Annotated in this window: 17 protein-coding genes; 4 read left to right on the plus strand and 13 right to left on the minus strand. The window is 46.4% G+C overall.

The genetic code is table 11. From position 1 onward, the window contains the following. Window positions 1-194: 194 nt before the first annotated feature. Window positions 195-1,283, plus strand: coding sequence for an AbrB family transcriptional regulator (locus tag Q9R36_RS22465; protein ID WP_009793641.1), 1,089 nt, complete (start codon window positions 195-197; stop codon window positions 1,281-1,283). Between the two features lie 695 nt (window positions 1,284-1,978). On the opposite strand, the gene Q9R36_RS22470 is transcribed toward Q9R36_RS22465, so the two are convergent. Next, window positions 1,979-2,725 (minus strand): C39 family peptidase, encoded by a 747-nt coding sequence (locus Q9R36_RS22470; protein ID WP_311225882.1) that lies wholly within the window; start codon window positions 2,723-2,725, stop codon window positions 1,979-1,981. A gap of 361 nt (window positions 2,726-3,086) precedes the next feature. On the opposite strand from Q9R36_RS22470, the gene Q9R36_RS22475 reads away from it, so the two are divergent. Together Q9R36_RS22475 and Q9R36_RS22480 are read left to right on the plus strand one after the other, a co-directional pair. Further along, window positions 3,087-4,010: a MerR family transcriptional regulator gene (locus tag Q9R36_RS22475; protein ID WP_022543902.1), complete on the plus strand. Its 924-nt coding sequence runs from the start codon at window positions 3,087-3,089 to the stop codon at window positions 4,008-4,010. Between the two features lie 132 nt (window positions 4,011-4,142). Then, window positions 4,143-5,351 carry a cytochrome P450 family protein gene (locus tag Q9R36_RS22480; RefSeq protein WP_129612768.1) on the plus strand — a complete coding sequence of 403 codons (1,209 nt, stop codon included), beginning with the start codon at window positions 4,143-4,145 and terminating at the stop codon, window positions 5,349-5,351. Between the two features lie 39 nt (window positions 5,352-5,390). Here the strand turns inward: Q9R36_RS22480 and Q9R36_RS22485 are convergent, their stop codons facing one another. From Q9R36_RS22485 to Q9R36_RS22535, 11 genes are all read right to left on the minus strand, one after another. Beyond that, entirely contained in the window at window positions 5,391-5,933 is a 543-nt protein-coding gene (locus Q9R36_RS22485; protein ID WP_148949414.1) for an isochorismatase family protein, read from the minus strand. A gap of 61 nt (window positions 5,934-5,994) precedes the next feature. Continuing rightward, complete coding sequence (locus tag Q9R36_RS22490; RefSeq protein ID WP_311225883.1) at window positions 5,995-6,555, minus strand: nucleotidyltransferase domain-containing protein; 561 nt, start codon at window positions 6,553-6,555, stop codon at window positions 5,995-5,997. A gap of 66 nt (window positions 6,556-6,621) precedes the next feature. After that, a complete protein-coding gene (locus Q9R36_RS22495; protein ID WP_009793635.1) occupies window positions 6,622-6,789 on the minus strand; it encodes a hypothetical protein in 168 nt (55 codons plus the stop codon). A 39-nt stretch (window positions 6,790-6,828) separates the two neighbouring features. After that, on the minus strand, window positions 6,829-7,089 hold the full coding sequence (locus tag Q9R36_RS22500; RefSeq protein WP_094769524.1) for a hypothetical protein: 261 nt from the start codon (window positions 7,087-7,089) through the stop codon (window positions 6,829-6,831). A 35-nt stretch (window positions 7,090-7,124) separates the two neighbouring features. After that, complete coding sequence (locus Q9R36_RS22505) at window positions 7,125-7,445, minus strand: hypothetical protein (protein ID WP_311225884.1); 321 nt, start codon at window positions 7,443-7,445, stop codon at window positions 7,125-7,127. Further along, window positions 7,438-7,962 (minus strand): sigma-70 family RNA polymerase sigma factor, encoded by a 525-nt coding sequence (locus Q9R36_RS22510; RefSeq protein WP_022543903.1) that lies wholly within the window; start codon window positions 7,960-7,962, stop codon window positions 7,438-7,440. Before Q9R36_RS22510 ends, Q9R36_RS22505 begins: the two co-directional genes overlap by 8 nt. Before the next feature lie 287 nt (window positions 7,963-8,249). Next, a complete protein-coding gene (locus Q9R36_RS22515; RefSeq protein ID WP_311225963.1) occupies window positions 8,250-9,824 on the minus strand; it encodes a DEAD/DEAH box helicase in 1,575 nt (524 codons plus the stop codon). A 101-nt stretch (window positions 9,825-9,925) separates the two neighbouring features. Further along, window positions 9,926-10,399 (minus strand): NUDIX hydrolase, encoded by a 474-nt coding sequence (locus Q9R36_RS22520; RefSeq protein WP_311225885.1) that lies wholly within the window; start codon window positions 10,397-10,399, stop codon window positions 9,926-9,928. Window positions 10,400-10,441: 42 nt separating this feature from the next. Next, window positions 10,442-11,257: a lipid II flippase Amj family protein gene (locus Q9R36_RS22525; RefSeq protein ID WP_311225886.1), complete on the minus strand. Its 816-nt coding sequence runs from the start codon at window positions 11,255-11,257 to the stop codon at window positions 10,442-10,444. A 352-nt stretch (window positions 11,258-11,609) separates the two neighbouring features. Next, window positions 11,610-12,047, minus strand: coding sequence for a GNAT family N-acetyltransferase (locus Q9R36_RS22530; protein ID WP_311225887.1), 438 nt, complete (start codon window positions 12,045-12,047; stop codon window positions 11,610-11,612). A 74-nt stretch (window positions 12,048-12,121) separates the two neighbouring features. Beyond that, window positions 12,122-13,501, minus strand: a complete 1,380-nt coding sequence (locus tag Q9R36_RS22535) for an amino acid permease (RefSeq protein ID WP_224897398.1) — start codon at window positions 13,499-13,501, stop codon at window positions 12,122-12,124. Window positions 13,502-13,628: 127 nt separating this feature from the next. On the opposite strand from Q9R36_RS22535, the gene Q9R36_RS22540 reads away from it, so the two are divergent. Next, window positions 13,629-13,778, plus strand: coding sequence for a hypothetical protein (locus Q9R36_RS22540; RefSeq protein ID WP_224897400.1), 150 nt, complete (start codon window positions 13,629-13,631; stop codon window positions 13,776-13,778). Between the two features lie 466 nt (window positions 13,779-14,244). On the opposite strand, the gene Q9R36_RS22545 is transcribed toward Q9R36_RS22540, so the two are convergent. After that, entirely contained in the window at window positions 14,245-14,997 is a 753-nt protein-coding gene (locus tag Q9R36_RS22545; protein ID WP_311225888.1) for a DUF2161 domain-containing phosphodiesterase, read from the minus strand. Window positions 14,998-15,003: the final 6 nt, after the last annotated feature.

Here is a 15,003-nt window from a genome sequence, read left to right on the forward strand (position 1 = left end):
CGATTCGGCCCCAAAGCTGAACCTTCCGTGCCCCTCTAGGGGAAACTTAGCTGCTTATGCAGCAGAAAGCGCAGGCCATATGGCTTGCGCTTTTTCTATTGAAGATTGCAGCAGGAAACCGCACTTCTTGGGGTATCAGCAAAAAAATGGTAAGATATATTTAGGAAAACTAAACAAACAAAGAAGGTTGCAACATGCAAATCATTTCAAATAATAAGGGGTTCCTGGCTGCTTTTTTCATCGCTCTTGCCGGCGGTATAATTTTTACTCTCCTTCACCTGCCGATTCCCTGGCTGCTGGGCAGTCTGACGGCCATTCTTGCTGCCAGCCGGTTCATCCCCTTCAAGCTGGAATGGCCAAGAAAGCTGAGGGACGCAGGGATCCTCATGGTCGGATACAGCATCGGTCTGACATTCACAAAGGATGCAGTCAGCCAGATGTCAGGAAAACTGCCTAGCATGCTTGCCATGACCCTGCTTACCATTGCATTCTCGGTCCTCCTTGCCGTCATCGTTTCCCGCATATCCGGAATTGATTTTCCGACGGTCCTTACAGGAAGCATTCCTGGCGGGCTTTCGCAAATGCTTGTTTTTGCAGAAGAATCAGAAGGGATTGACTTGACGACAGTTACGTTTCTGCAGGTTGCAAGGCTGCTGATGATCGTCTTCTTTGTCCCTTTTTTAGTATTAGGTCCGCTTTTATCAGGAGAAGCGGGGCCTGCTGCTATCCTTCAGGAAGAAATACCGCAATGGAGTGCCTTGTTTCCGGCTGTCATACCCTTTATCTTCGCTTCACTGGCAGGTGCTTATCTGGGGAAAAAGTTAAGGCTGCCGACACCTTATCTGCTCGGCCCCATTGTCGCAACCGCTTTGATGGGGATATATTTTACGAGAGGACCTGCGCTTCCTCCTTCCCTGCTGGATCTGTCCCAGTTTTTCATCGGCGGCCATATCGGCCTCCTTATGAGGCCGGAAAAGCTCCATCACAAAACTAAAACCATCTCACTTGCCCTTTTAAGCGGCGCTCTGCTTATCGGTTTATCCCTTTTATTAAGTATCCTGCTGGCATTCGAGTACGATCTTTCATCTGCCACCAGCTTTCTCAGCCTTGCTCCAGGAGGAATGGACCAAATGGGAATCCTGGCACACGAGGTTCATGCAGATCTGGCCACTGTCACCGGCTATCAGCTTTTCCGGATCTTTTTTATCTTTTTCGCCGTCCCCCCTGCACTGCGCTGGTATTTCCGCCTTCGGACACGCAAGAGAACGGCAAAGAGGGCCTGACTATGACCATAGCAGTTCAGATAATGTAAAAATTACAGCCCAATAAACATGCGTTTTCGTAATGTAAATAGCAGGATAATTAACACACCAAAAAAGCCTGGAATGTCCCCAGGCTTTTTATTTTTTTGACTTTATTCAGTAAACGCTCTCAATCGCTGAATGGTTGAACTGTGATTTGCGTTAAACTTTTTGATTTTTAAACAATGAAATCAGGTTTTCTGCAATAGAGTGTTATAGAGGGAAAAACTCCCCTTATTTTGCTAATTATACTGAAAACACCTAATATAGAGGGAGAAATTCCTTTTATGTAATCGAAAACGCGAAAAATAGATTGCTTTTATTTGCATAGAGGGAAAAACTCCTCTTATTTTACCCAAAAACGACTTCTGATCTGCAATTAACAGTAAAAACTCCCCTTATTCCCTGTCACTTGTTACTCACTTTGTAATTTCCCAGCTGTTGTATCTGTTAAGATCGATCGTAGTTGTATGAGCAGATCAAATTCTCAAGAAAGTTAAATAACACCCTAAATGGCACGATACAATTTTCATTGCCAATGTGCTATTTTGGGTGCTTGTTTCTTTGCCATTTTAGTTGTGCTGTCTTATCAAACAACCATATGTTTTATGCACTGAAATGTATGCTGACACATATGCCATTTACAGTATTTCTACAAGAACGCTCTGATCAGGGCTTTAATTTATAGTTACAGCGTGGCTGCCCATCATCTTCCATGCTTCGGCGAAAGCTTCTTTTTCAGCCTTTCTGTCTTTCGTTCCATAAGGATCATTAACATAGATATGATCCTCATCATAGCCAGTGATCACGACACTGTGCATGTTGAATGTCACCTCTACCGCTCCCTCGGGCGTGTCCCATTTTTCAAAGGAAGCAGCCGGCGTTAAACTGGCCGTTGTTATAATCCATACGGGCGAGCCCTCACTAACCTTTTTAAGGATTTCTTCAAAGTCCCGGCCTGTCAGGTTTTCCGCCTTATCGCCGGCATAAGACTGAGCCAGCTTGAGAATGGGTCCGCTGTAGACGCCAAGTCCAGGCCCGTTGGCCATGTCACCCACAAACCCTGTGTTTGGGCTGCCATAGCTGCCGTTACTATAGCGGAGCGGGACGGTATCTATATTGTCCGCCAATTCATTTTTCGTAACCTTATATCCTTTATAATTCATAAGCATGGCTAGGCTTGTCACCTCACAGCCGTTATAAAGCCGGGGGGCGGCCATTTGGTTGAACAATGGGACATCCAGCATCACTTCCTCCTTTGTAATTTCATTCTTCGTTATCGGCGCATTCTTTGCTTTACTATGTAATTCTGCTGCCAGGGCCTTTCCCGGCTGCTCGTTTTCTGCATCCATCCAATGGTAGCCTCCCAGAGTAATAGAAAGACCCACTGTGGCGGCAATAGCGATTCCCCAAGCTTTGTTCATCTGCAAATTCTCCTTAGCTGCATACATTCTAGTAGTTTTATTATTAAGTCTGGAGAGGGGACTTTCAAGAAATTTGCCTCAATTTTAAAGTTAACTTAACCCTTTCGACACAATCCCTCCCTTCTTTTCCAGTTAAGTATAGATAAGGGCGCCTCGGCTGATACTGCCATCCTCCCCTTTTTTCTGCCAGTTTCGTGCAATTTCTCTTTCTATGATAGATTCCGTCTAGTTTTGTGAGCTTTTGTCAGACGGCAGGAAAAAAGACAGCACTGCGGAATATAACAGGCAATGATAAAAAGCGGCTCTAATACGTTAGGTAAAATCATGTTTTATATTCAATATAATTGAAAGGATGTCTTTTATGGAAACTCAATTTATGAAAGCTTACACGATTAAAGAGGTATCAAAGAAAATAGGTGTTCCTTCCGGTACACTCCGGCAATGGGAAAAAGATTTGAATGGCCTTCTTGTAATTCCCCGGTCCAAGCAGGGGGTGCGCTTTTTTACTGATACAGAAATTGAGCTATTGGGAAAAATTAAAGAGATGCGCGAGAAAAATCTCAGCAAGGAAATGATCCGCCATCTTATGCAAATCCACCTGGACGGGCGCGGCGAAGAAGATGCCGCCCCATTGCCGGCATCTCCTCCAGCCGTTACAAGAAGCCTTGAGGCGAATCCTGTAAATGATATGGAACTCTTTATGGAAGCCCTTGATAGCTACAAAGAAAGCTTTCTTGCTGATATCCGTGCTGAAATCAGGAATGGCATCCGAAAGGAAGTGCTTGAAGAAGTAAAAAAAGAGATTTCCAGGGGATCGGTGCACACAGTCAAAACAATATCCGATTCTATTTATAAAACAGCTGAAGGCACGAAATCCCAGCTTAAAAGCCTGTCTCACAAAATCGAACAGGTTTCAGAAGATACCTCCGAAACATTCGGAGCCTTTTCAGAAGAGGTTGCGAGGGCTTCGGAAGGCACTTCTGAGCAGATCCGCCAATTGACGGCACGTGTGTCGGATTCCTCGGAAGCGGCTTCTGAAGAATTCAAAACGATGATCCACTATATTTCAAAATCTGCGGAAATAACGAATCACGAGATTACCAGCCTCATTGATACACTGAATAAGGACCGTGATGCCTATCTTCATGCCATGAATGAAGAGAGAGAGCAATATCGGGTGGATATCAAACAGCGAGAAGATATCTTCCAGGATTTTGTCGTCGGCTTCCGCCAGGCAGCTGCTGCAGAGGAAAAGGCAAAAAAAGGCTGGAAATTCTGGAAATAAGCCTATATTCCTGATTGATCATCTGAGACATTGGCACGAAATTTCTGCAGCCTGATGGTTATTGTTATATTTTAACATCCTCTTTATGCTACGCTTATTTTATGCATTAGTACTAGCAAAGGAGCGATTAGCGTGTTTAATGGAAACCATCAAGACAACCCGGAAGCATACAGGATTTTTTCAAAAGAGTTTATCCAAAACCCTTATCCCGGCTATCGTAAGCTCAGAGAAGAACAGCCAGTCTATAAAACCGTCATGCCTGATGGACAGACAGGCTGGGTCATTACGAAATATGAAGACGCAGTTGCAGCATTGAAGGACAAGCGCTTCATTAAGGACTTTTCCAAACTTTACGGCGGCCAGATGGATCATGAGAGCATCTTTACAGAGAATATGCTCTTCTCTGATCCTCCTGACCACAAACGGCTTCGCGGTCTGGTCCAGAAAGCATTCACTCCGAGGATGATTGAAAACATGCGCGGCAGGATCAAGGAAATAGCAGACCAGCTTCTGGACAGGATGGAAAACAAGGAAGAAATCAGCCTGATCGATGATTATGCTTTCCCCCTTCCGATCATCGTCATTTCGGAAATCCTTGGTGTCCCAACAGAAGACCAGGACAAGTTCAGGATCTGGTCCAACTCTTTGATTGAAGGGTCAAATGGCGAGAATTGGAATGAAATCCAGCAGCATATGAATGAATTTGTCCAGTACCTGGGCGAATGGTTTGCATTTTTGCGCGATAATCCGCGTGATGACTTGATCAGCCAGCTTATCAATGCTGAAGAAGGCGGGGATAAGCTGACAGAAAAAGAATTGTATGGCGTCGTCTCCCTGCTGATTATTGCGGGCCATGAAACCACCGTCAACCTGATCGGAAACGGGATCTTGTCCCTGCTTGAAAATCCAGATCAGCTAAAGCTTCTGAGGGAGAAACCGGAACTCATCCATAATGCCGTAGAAGAACTTCTGCGCTACAATGGGCCTGTAGAATACAGCACGTCCCGCTGGGCAATAGAGGATGTCGAATTCCAGGGGCAGACGATCAGAAAAGGCGAGCTGGTCATTGCTGCACTGAATTCTGCCAATCGCGATGATGAGAAATTTGCGGATCCGGACGTACTGGATATTACGCGGGAGAAGAGCCCCCATCTTGCTTTTGGCAAGGGCATCCACCTGTGCCTCGGTGCACCACTGGCTCGTTTAGAAGGCGAGATAGCCATCCTAGCCCTGCTGGAAAGGTTCCCGGAAATCGGTCTGAATGCTTCACCGGATGAGCTAGAGTGGCGCCCTGGCATGATTGTCAGAGGCGTTAAAGAGCTTCCTTTGAGGGTCAGATAAAAATTAAAAGCAGCACCCCTGTCAGGGTGCTGCTTCACTTTAAGATTCTGTCACTTTCAAATAAATCTCTTCATATTCCTCAAAATCCAGCACCTCGATAACGTCAGACCAATGAAGGACCGTCCCGATAAAATCCTTGATATCAAGGCCGGGCATTTCATATGTCTCATCTTTATTTACAGTCCCTGTGGCATCTTCAATGAAAGTTACTTTGTATCCCCTGTCATAAGCGCTGATGCTTGTAAAGAGACAGCAGAATTCTGTATTGAATCCGGTGATCACCAGCTTTTCGACATCCATTTTCTGCAGCAGCTCTGCCAGATTCGTCTCAAAAAAGGAACTCGGGGTCCTTTTGTCAATCACATAATCTGGATAATCGGCAAATTCCCCGATGATTTCAGCTCCTTCACCTTTTTCATACAGCGGGCTTTCTTCAACTCCATCCAGATGTTTAAGGAATATGACCGGTCTGCCCCTGTCTTTAAAATCCATTATAACTTTTTCCATTTTTTGCAGTTCATCTGAAAAATCCCCTGTCGTAACAATACCATTCTGCACATCTATCACCAGCAATGCTTCCATTTTATCTCCCCCCCTAATTGGCAATCCTCTACCAATTCTTCATTAGATTCGTAATCTCCTTCTATAAATAAGAAATCCAGGGGTGATGAATGTCCATTTGCCGGATGCCTTGCTTCAGCCAATACCTTTGTTCTTTGCTGAGAAAATCCCTCGCACTATGAAAATCTGCTTGATCTTTGGGACGGGCTTTCAGCTTGAAGAGAAGGACAACTTGCGGGTTTAGATAGGGCATATCATCTTCTGTGAACAGGATGGCTTCGGCAGCCGGGCAGGAAATCCCAAAGTTGCGGCGGAAGATCCACCTTCCTTCTTCACGCTCGCTCAGGAGAATTTCCGCCTGTTGATTATGTACTCTATCTACTGCGTGAATTTCATGTACCGGAAGATTGAGGTATTCTCCATTCCAGGTGATGAGAGACCCATTGACAGCCTTGCGAAACTCCCAATCTGCGAGTTGGTCCCTCAAAGCTTTCTGGTCTTCCCGGAATATGCCGATTTCCAGATCTGCATGCGGCCTGGTCTGTTTCCCTATAAAAAGATCAATCGCCCAGCCGCCCGCAACAAACCAAGGCTTCTCAAATCCGTCCATCCATCCAGCTGCTTTTTTACACTCCGGGAACATTGGCCCATTCCTCCTCTTTCTTTCAAAGAAAAAAACCGGATGGATGGCATCCGGCAGATTTCTGGACTAGCGGCTTTTTTCTTTGAGAAAGAAGCTTCCCAAAGTGGTTATGCTGGAAACCAGCATGAAGAAAAACGCAGTGCCGGCAAGCCAGGAACCTTGAAAAATCAAACATATAGCCAGGGCACTGAAAAAAATGATCAGGCTGAGATCCATCAGACCTTCCTTTGTCATAGAATTACCTGCCTTTCGTTGTTCAGTAACTCTTTGTTGTCATTTTTTCCGCTCAGACGGCCTTTTTAAACATAATGCTGAAATAATGCCATACAGCACCAGCAGGACTCCAGCTGCAAGAAAGGCTGCGGCAGCTTTTGGAATGTTTTGTTCGGAAAGGCTGTCAGCCATTTCAAAGCCCAGGAATTGTATGCCGATCCCGTCACCATCAATATCTGTCCCTAGGTGCATAAGCTCTATGCCTTTACAGGACAATGCTAAGCCTAAAATAGTCAAGAAGATTAGCAGGACAGCTTTCATTTACAGCACTCCCTTTTTTAAGGCAGTTTGTCTCTTTATTCGGGCTGGTGCATGTCATTCCCTCCTTTTTGGCAAAAGAAATAGGTTTCTGCATCCAAAATTCTGTTATAGCTCTCTTCATAGGCTGTTTGTTTAGTTTTTTCAGCGTTCCAAAGGAAAAAGAATAGTAATATAAGTGCGGCCAGGACAAAAATTGCTCCGTACATTAGATAATGCATCACAATGGATAGGGTCCTGTTTTGTTTGGGAAGGCGGTATAAAGTGAAGTGTATTTGTTGCTTGATAGAGTGCGGCAGATATGACGGCTCATTTTGCAGAATTCTTTTCAGCTGTTCATCCTTGCATTTATCATGCATTGCCGATCCCCCTCTCCTCAGAAAGATAGACAGACAATTTGGCCCTTGCCCGGTTCAGCCTTGATTTTACTGTTCCTGTGCTGATTTCCAGCAGCTCTGCAATTTCCTTGACGGAGAAATCCTCATAATAGTAAAGGATGACTGGTGCACGGTGTTTTTCATCCAGCTCACCGATTGCTTCGCTAATGCTTTGGGCCGGATCGCCGAGAAACCGGTCTGATAGATAATATTCAATATCCTCCACAGGCACGACTGTTTGTTTTTTTCTCAGGATGTTATGGCACTCATTGATGAGGATGCGCGTGATCCAGGTTTTAAAATATTTGGGCTGCTTCAGTTTGCGGATGCTGCGGAAGCTCTTCAGGATCGTTTCCTGAATGGCATCTGCACAATCATTATCATTGGACAGCAGGCCTCGCGCCACCCGGTAAAGCGATAGTTCGCAAGATTCGATCAGTCTGACGAAAGATTCCTCATTTCCTTTTTTGGCAAGAATAATGTCTTTTTCTGAAAACACATTTATCTTCCTCCCTTTGCACATTAGACATTTTTTCGAATGCAAAGGTTCCATTTTTTATCTAAATTGGGCTTAATTACTTATGGAAATTGGAGAAAAAAGGAGCTTTTTGGGCAAATGGTATTCCCGGTTTCTAATCAGTCCCAGGCCTAGGCAGGCCTGAGCTTCAGCCGTTTAGGAGAAAAGATATCCGATGCAAGTATTTTGAGCAATATATTAAATGAAAGGTGAGAATGGTGCAAAAAAATGTTCATAAAAAAAGAAGGCCCAATTTCGGCCTTCTCTCATTACCTCCTGCCGCGGCCAGGTCCCCGGCTTCCATTTGAAGCTGGACCCCGGTCTCTGCGACCGCCTGTTCCATCTGAACTTCTGGAGCGCTGGCTGTCACGGCTCCGCTCCCCGCTTGAGCGTATGCCATCAGGCCTTGGGTTTCTTTCAGCAGATCGCCCACCTGACGATCTCCGGCCATCACTAAGAGAGCGCCTGTCCCCTGATCGGCGGCCATTCTCTCTCCGCTCGTCATGTGTATAGCTGCGGATTTCGCCATCGGCTCTGCGTCCTTCACTCGAACGGTTGCGCCTCTCCCCTGATCGGGTGCTGCGGACTTCCCGGCTACCCCGCCCTTCCGTCCGGCCGCCAGTCCTTCTTCGTGATTCAGCGCCGCCAGCCCTGCGGTCCCTGTCAGAACGATTTTTAGGTTTATCTCCACTGCTGCTTTTTTCCCCATCAGCTGTTGAATTGGCAGTCGCAGCGCTTTCTTCTTTAGGCAGTCTTATATTCAGCTCCTGCTCGATCGCTTTTAAAGCCGCTTCGTCTTTTTCAGCGTAGAAGGTGACAGCAAGGCCGTCTTTGCCTGCCCGCCCTGTTCGGCCGATGCGGTGGACATAGCTTTCGCTGTCCTGGGGGATGTCATAATTGTATACATGTGTCACGCCCTCCACATCAAGGCCCCTTGCCGCTACATCGGTTGCAATCAGAAACTGGATTTCAGCATCACGAAACTTCTTCATGACTTTTTCACGTTTCGCCTGGGTAAGATCCCCATGAAGTTCTTCGCATGAGAACCGCTGTGACTTCAAGGCATCGTATAATTTTGTGGCCCTGCGGATCGTCCGGCAGAAAATGATCGCCATGAATGGCCTGTCTTCCCTGATCCTGCTGATAAGGGCATTCTGCTTGGCCCGGTCTGTCGTAAAAATAGCCAGCTGCTCGATCGCTTTTTCGGGAACAAATGTTTTTTCAATGCGGATGCTCTCCGGCTCCTTCAGATGCTTTTTGGACAATTTCCTGATATCGTCAGGCATAGTGGCTGAAAACAGCATCGTCTGCCTTGAAGCAGGCGTCTGGCTGATGATCAGTTCCATCTCATTCAGAAAACCGATATGCAGCATCTGGTCTGCTTCATCAAGGACAAGGAATGATACCTCATCAAGCTGGACAGTCCCCCTCCTGAGATGATCAAGAAGGCGGCCAGGCGTGGCCACTACAATCTGTGTCTGTTTTTGCAGCTTGTGCAGCTGCTTCTCGACATCCTGGCCCCCGTACACGGCCAGCACATTCATGTCAGGCATCCCTTCGATCAGCTTTTTCACTTCAGATGTGATTTGCAGGGCGAGCTCTCTTGTCGGCGTGACAATCAATGCCTGCGTGCTTCCATTAGAAGGATCAATTTTTTCCAGGATGGGAAGAATGAACGCCAGCGTTTTTCCTGTGCCTGTCTGTGCCTGGGCGATGATATCCCTGCCTTCCAATACGATTGGAATCGCTTTTTCCTGGACAGCTGTCGGTTCATCGATTCCCTGGGCGGCAAGTTTATGTATAAGAGGATCTGAAATCCCAAGATGTTTAAAATTCAATCTAATCCCTGCTTTCTTTTGGACAATACTCCTATTATCTGCGATAGCTTCAACAAATAGCAACCTTTATCGGACTGTGCCCATGAAAAAAGAGACCCGGAAGGCCTCTATAGGACAGAAGAATGCATAGCACGCTTTGTTTCCAGTAAGTCTTTTATGACAATCTTGTCTGGGGGGCTGATATTTTCTGGCAGCTGCTCCAGCGGGAAAAACTCGACCTTTTCCGCTTCCTCAGCATCAGGTTCAGCTGTTCCATGATATTCCGTGCAAATATAAGCGGCAATGACATTATAGACCTCGTCGCCGTGAGGATACTTATAATATAGTTCCTCGCCGGAATATACTTTGAAAAATGAAAGGTCATCTGCATGAAAGCCTGTCTCTTCCTTCAGCTCCCTGAGTGCTGTGCTTTCGAGTGATTCTCCCGGCTCAAGCGATCCGCCTGGAAGGCCCCAGCAGCCGTTATCCTTTCGCAGCTGCAGCAGCAGCCTGTCCATTCCATCCAATAGCAGGACACTGCTTCCTGCAGCAATAAGCGGCCGTGTCCCTACCATCTTTCTTAAATCCATTATATACCCCATGATTTTCCCCCTATATTAGTTTGGCAAGCTATGAACATCCTGCTAAATCCATTTAGAAAACCAGGCAACATAATAAGCAGCGGGCAAGAATAGTGCCTGTGCAAACAGCGTCCCGGCGAATTTACTTGTCACCATGGTCAGTGAATAGCTCTTTAAATACACATAACCGGCCTCCTTATTGGCGACCCTGTCGGCGAGTATAGAGGCTTTCGGATCAACAAAAAGGGTCAGAAGGATGGTGGCGAAGCCATTGATGATGCCTGATGACATCATGGCTGCCCCCTGGTATTCAGGAGCCAGCGCCGAAGCATACAGTGCCGCAAGGATGCCTACTGTATAAATCCCGGAAATCAGTACATTGACGGCAAACAAGCGTTTAGGCACCGTCTGATAAGTGATGCCGTCCAGATAAGAAAGCCTCGGAAAACGAAAGCAGGCAGCTGCATTTTTGAGGCTTGCTATCGTAAACCCTTTTTTCAGCACTTTGAAATAAGATCCTTTTTCTTCCGACAGCTGTAAAATGGTCCGCGAAAAAATGCCGATGAAGGTCGGGAACAGCAATATGCCGAGCACGACCCCGGCAGATGATACAAATAAAAGGAATCGGTATTGGTCCTCCAGAAAGCCAAGCTTGTCCCCTTCAGGAGCTAAATCGGCCAATTTTGCTGTCATCGGCTGCTGAAAAAGAGTGGAAAATCTGGATATAAGGACAATCGAGCTGAAAAGGGACAATGCAGTGGCAATAAGGCCGACCCTTGCCCCTGACAGCCTTGCCGAATAAGCCAGTGTTTCTACAGCCGTGATGACCAGCAGAAGCAGGGCTATGATAAGGAGTTTTCCTGAAATGAAAGCCGCCATACTCCACCCTCCTTTTTGTTATATTTTAAACCAAAAGGAAGATGATGGGAAATATTATCTTTAAAAGTTAGCTCTGTTAAAGTTCAATGTTGAAATTACTGATAAACTATGGAACTTCATCACCAGCGGAAGTTTGCAATATTTGCTTGCTAAACTGACGGACCAGATCGGTAAAGTCTATGTAAAAACAATCCGCGCATACCTATAAAAGGAGCGGACCTACGCGGACCTGAATGAGGGAATCTGTGACAGGCACAAAAATAAGCGGAGAAACTCCCGCTTATTTTAAGGCTTGCTGGTCAATCTAAATAAGGATCCGTTTAATCTTGTCAACAACAGACTTTAACAAAGCCTAAAACTTAATTTCCATCACTGTGGATATATCATGGAAGCCGAGATCCTCGTACATCTTCTTGGCGGGATTTCCCTGAAAAACATTCAGCTGCACTTTTTCATATCCCTCCTGCCTGAACACTTCCACCGCATGGGACATCAGCATCCTTCCAACCCCTAACTTCCTGTAGGGCGGGAACACATAAAGTGAATACAAAAATGCAGCATTGTTTCCATTTACAGGATTCGTGTCCCTTCCTGCCATCAGCCAGCCGAGGATTTTATAATCATGGACTGCTACATAAAAGAATGCCCCACTCTGCAACGCCGGAATAAATGCACTTAATCCTTTTTGAGGATCATTCTGGAGATGCCCCATTGAGCTTTCCTCCATCACATGCACGGTTGTATAAAGCAGCTGTTGTGTTTCAGCCCGATTTGCTTTACGTATAAACAAAAGGCAGCACCCCGTTCATTTGCTTTCAGCATAATATATGCCGGACAAATGCCCATGGTGCCGCCCATCTTATATCAGCCTGTATTTTCGCTCGGATTGGCATCCCAGACCTTTTTCTTCATTATAAACACCGCAATGGCGATTATAGCGATGATGCCCAGGCTAACGAAAAATCCGGGACGGATATTCTTTTCAAGGAGAGTGCCGCTGACGGCTGCGAGTATCAGCAGCAGTGCCGCCGAACCCATCAATTTGCTCCAAAACTTTGCTTCTAGAAGCTTAAACGATGAAATGACGATAAAAAACCAGTTATAAAGGAGAAGAATCCCGGCAGCTGTGGTGATATACTCATAAATCTTACCCGGCAAAATCAGGGCGGTGATAATGGATAACAGCAGCCCAACAGATGCAAGTCCCAGGGATGGCAGGGGCAAATCCTTCATTTTCTTGATTTTTTTTCCGAAGAAAGCCGGTGCATCCCCATCCTTAGCCAGTGTCACAAGAAGATTGGTCACTCCGAAGAGCGAAGCGGTCATGGTTGAAAAGCCGGCAATGATGATTGCCCCGTTAAATACATGCGGAAAGAATGGCAGATTATTTTTCGACAAGGCCGTAATGAACGGGCTTTCTTTCTCATGGAAAGCATCAATCGGCACCATTGCAACAGCAAGCCCCAGGGAGATTACATAAATGGATGCCAGGAGGATCAGCATCACACTCCCAGCCTTTGGTGCATCCTCCTTCTTTTTCAGCTGCATGGCCATCAGCCCGATGACTTCAATCCCGCCATACGCATAGAAAGCATAAATAAGGGAAGACCAGAAGCCTTTAAAGCCATCTTCGAAAAAAGCACCAGCAGAGTCTGGAATGCCCGGCCGGTCTGCATGGCTGTGCAGCCAGCCGAACATGGCTGCTGCCGCCAAAATAATAAACATGACGATGGCTGCCGTTTTGACGACTGCCAGGATGTCTTCTATCTTATCAAAGCCCTTTGTACCGGTCAGTACAACAAGGATGGACAAAATGGCATAACCGGCAGCAAATACCCATAAAGGCACATCCGGGAACCAGAATCGCGACAAAATGGACAAAGCAGTCAGCTGGCTGCCCATGATCAGGATATTCGAGGTCCAATAATTCCAGCCGCAGCTGAAGCCGGCCCATTTTCCATAAGCCTTTCCGGCATAATAGCAGAATGAACCTTCCTGCGGGTCTTTTGCCGTCATCTTTGCAAGCAGGTTAAAAACAATATAAGTTCCAAGTGCAGCCAGAATGAACGAAAAGACGATAGATGGGCCAGTAATCTTGATGCCGATGGCAGAGGCCAGGAAATACCCGGTCCCGATCGTACAGCCCACCCCTGTCAAGGACAGCTGCCACCATTTCAGATTTCCTTCCTTTCCTCCTTTGCTTCCCTTTCCTGAACTGCTTGGATCACAGCTAGCACTGCTCATTTTCTGCCTCCCTCTTAGAGAAAAATGAATCACTGTCTTATATCCGACAAACACTATACAAGATTATCGTTTCTAATCGGCGGCCAGAAAATCCAGTGAAATAAATGGAATCAGGGAGGTGAAGTTTGTGTTCGGTAATAAAAACAGAAAAATGATAAGTGCAGGAGCCATTCTTTCAAGCTTTTTCAGCCTGGTCATCATCGGAATGACCATTTATCATCATCTGCGGATTGAGGAATTGATTATGAGGATTCAGAACGGGCAAAAGTTGAAATAAAGGCATGTTTTTCTTTTTAGTGTGGCTGGAGGAGGGGTGACGTATATGGGGGAAGTCTGGAATTAGGGCTGAATGGGGTACATGACTTCCCTCTTGGCAGCCGGGTCATGTATACCAGGTGCCCCATGGGGTACATGACTTCCCTCTTGGCAGCCGGGTCGTGTATACCAGGTGTCCCACGGGGTACATGACTCCCCTTTTGGCAGCCAGGTCGTGCATACCAGGTGCTCGCTGGAGTACATGACTCCCCTTTTGGCAGCCGGGTCGTGTATACCAGGAGCCCCATGGAATACATGACTTCCGTATCTGAAGGCAAGTCATGTACCTCAGCAGCCCGCTATAATACATGGTCCCCCCGTTTGAATGGCAAGTCATGGACAAGCATCCTGATTGCCCCTCCCTTCTCATACCACCGTCAAGTCCATTAATAGCTATTGATCCAAACAAAAAAAGCCACAGCTCCCGGCTATGGCAAATCAGGTCTTTCCTCACTTACTAAACTGAGCCCTTCAGAATAATACCCTGCTACATCGGAATGATTTTCAAGCTCTTCCCTCCCTTTTGATGTGAGGGAATAGGTTCCGCGGCTGATTCTTTCAAACCAGCTGTAGTAGTTTTTATGGAGGATTGATTGGGTTTTATCACCGGTGCCCATTTCGCGGAGCTTCTTTGGCGACAAGGGCCCAAAGCGCTTCAGGCAGCAGGCGATGTGGATGCAATTTTCTTTGTAGGCTGTCATGATCTTTGTCTGGGTGACTCCGCCCACATTATAGTCTCCATTCCGCCCGCTGATCTCGGACAGCATTTTATCTTTCCTTTTCTTGTTTAGACGGATGCTTTTTTTGCGGTCGAATGTTCCAGGTTCAATCAGGATTTCCATTCTGGCGGAACCCGCCTGGAAAGAAACTATGATAAGGCCGAGCTCAAGCCGCCGGATGAGATGGCTGATATCATTCCACTTTTTCGACCGAAGCCTGTATTTTGGCTTTGGGATAGCAATATAGACCTGGTCGGAGAGCTTTTGCCTTTTGGCCGCCTGTACCAGCAGCTCGACTGTCAGATTAAGCTTCAGCTCAACAATGATGAGCTCTTCTTCTTTCACAAGCACAACATCACAATCATGAACCTCTCCATAAACTTCATAGCCGAGCGCGGAAAAATGCTTTTGTATTGGCCTGTATAAATCTGCTTCATATCTTTTTACATTTGAGTTTTTCATTGCTGC

This window comes from Bacillus sp. AG4(2022), assembly GCF_031844465.1.
Taxonomy (GTDB): domain Bacteria; phylum Bacillota; class Bacilli; order Bacillales; family Cytobacillaceae; genus Bacillus_AB; species Bacillus_AB infantis.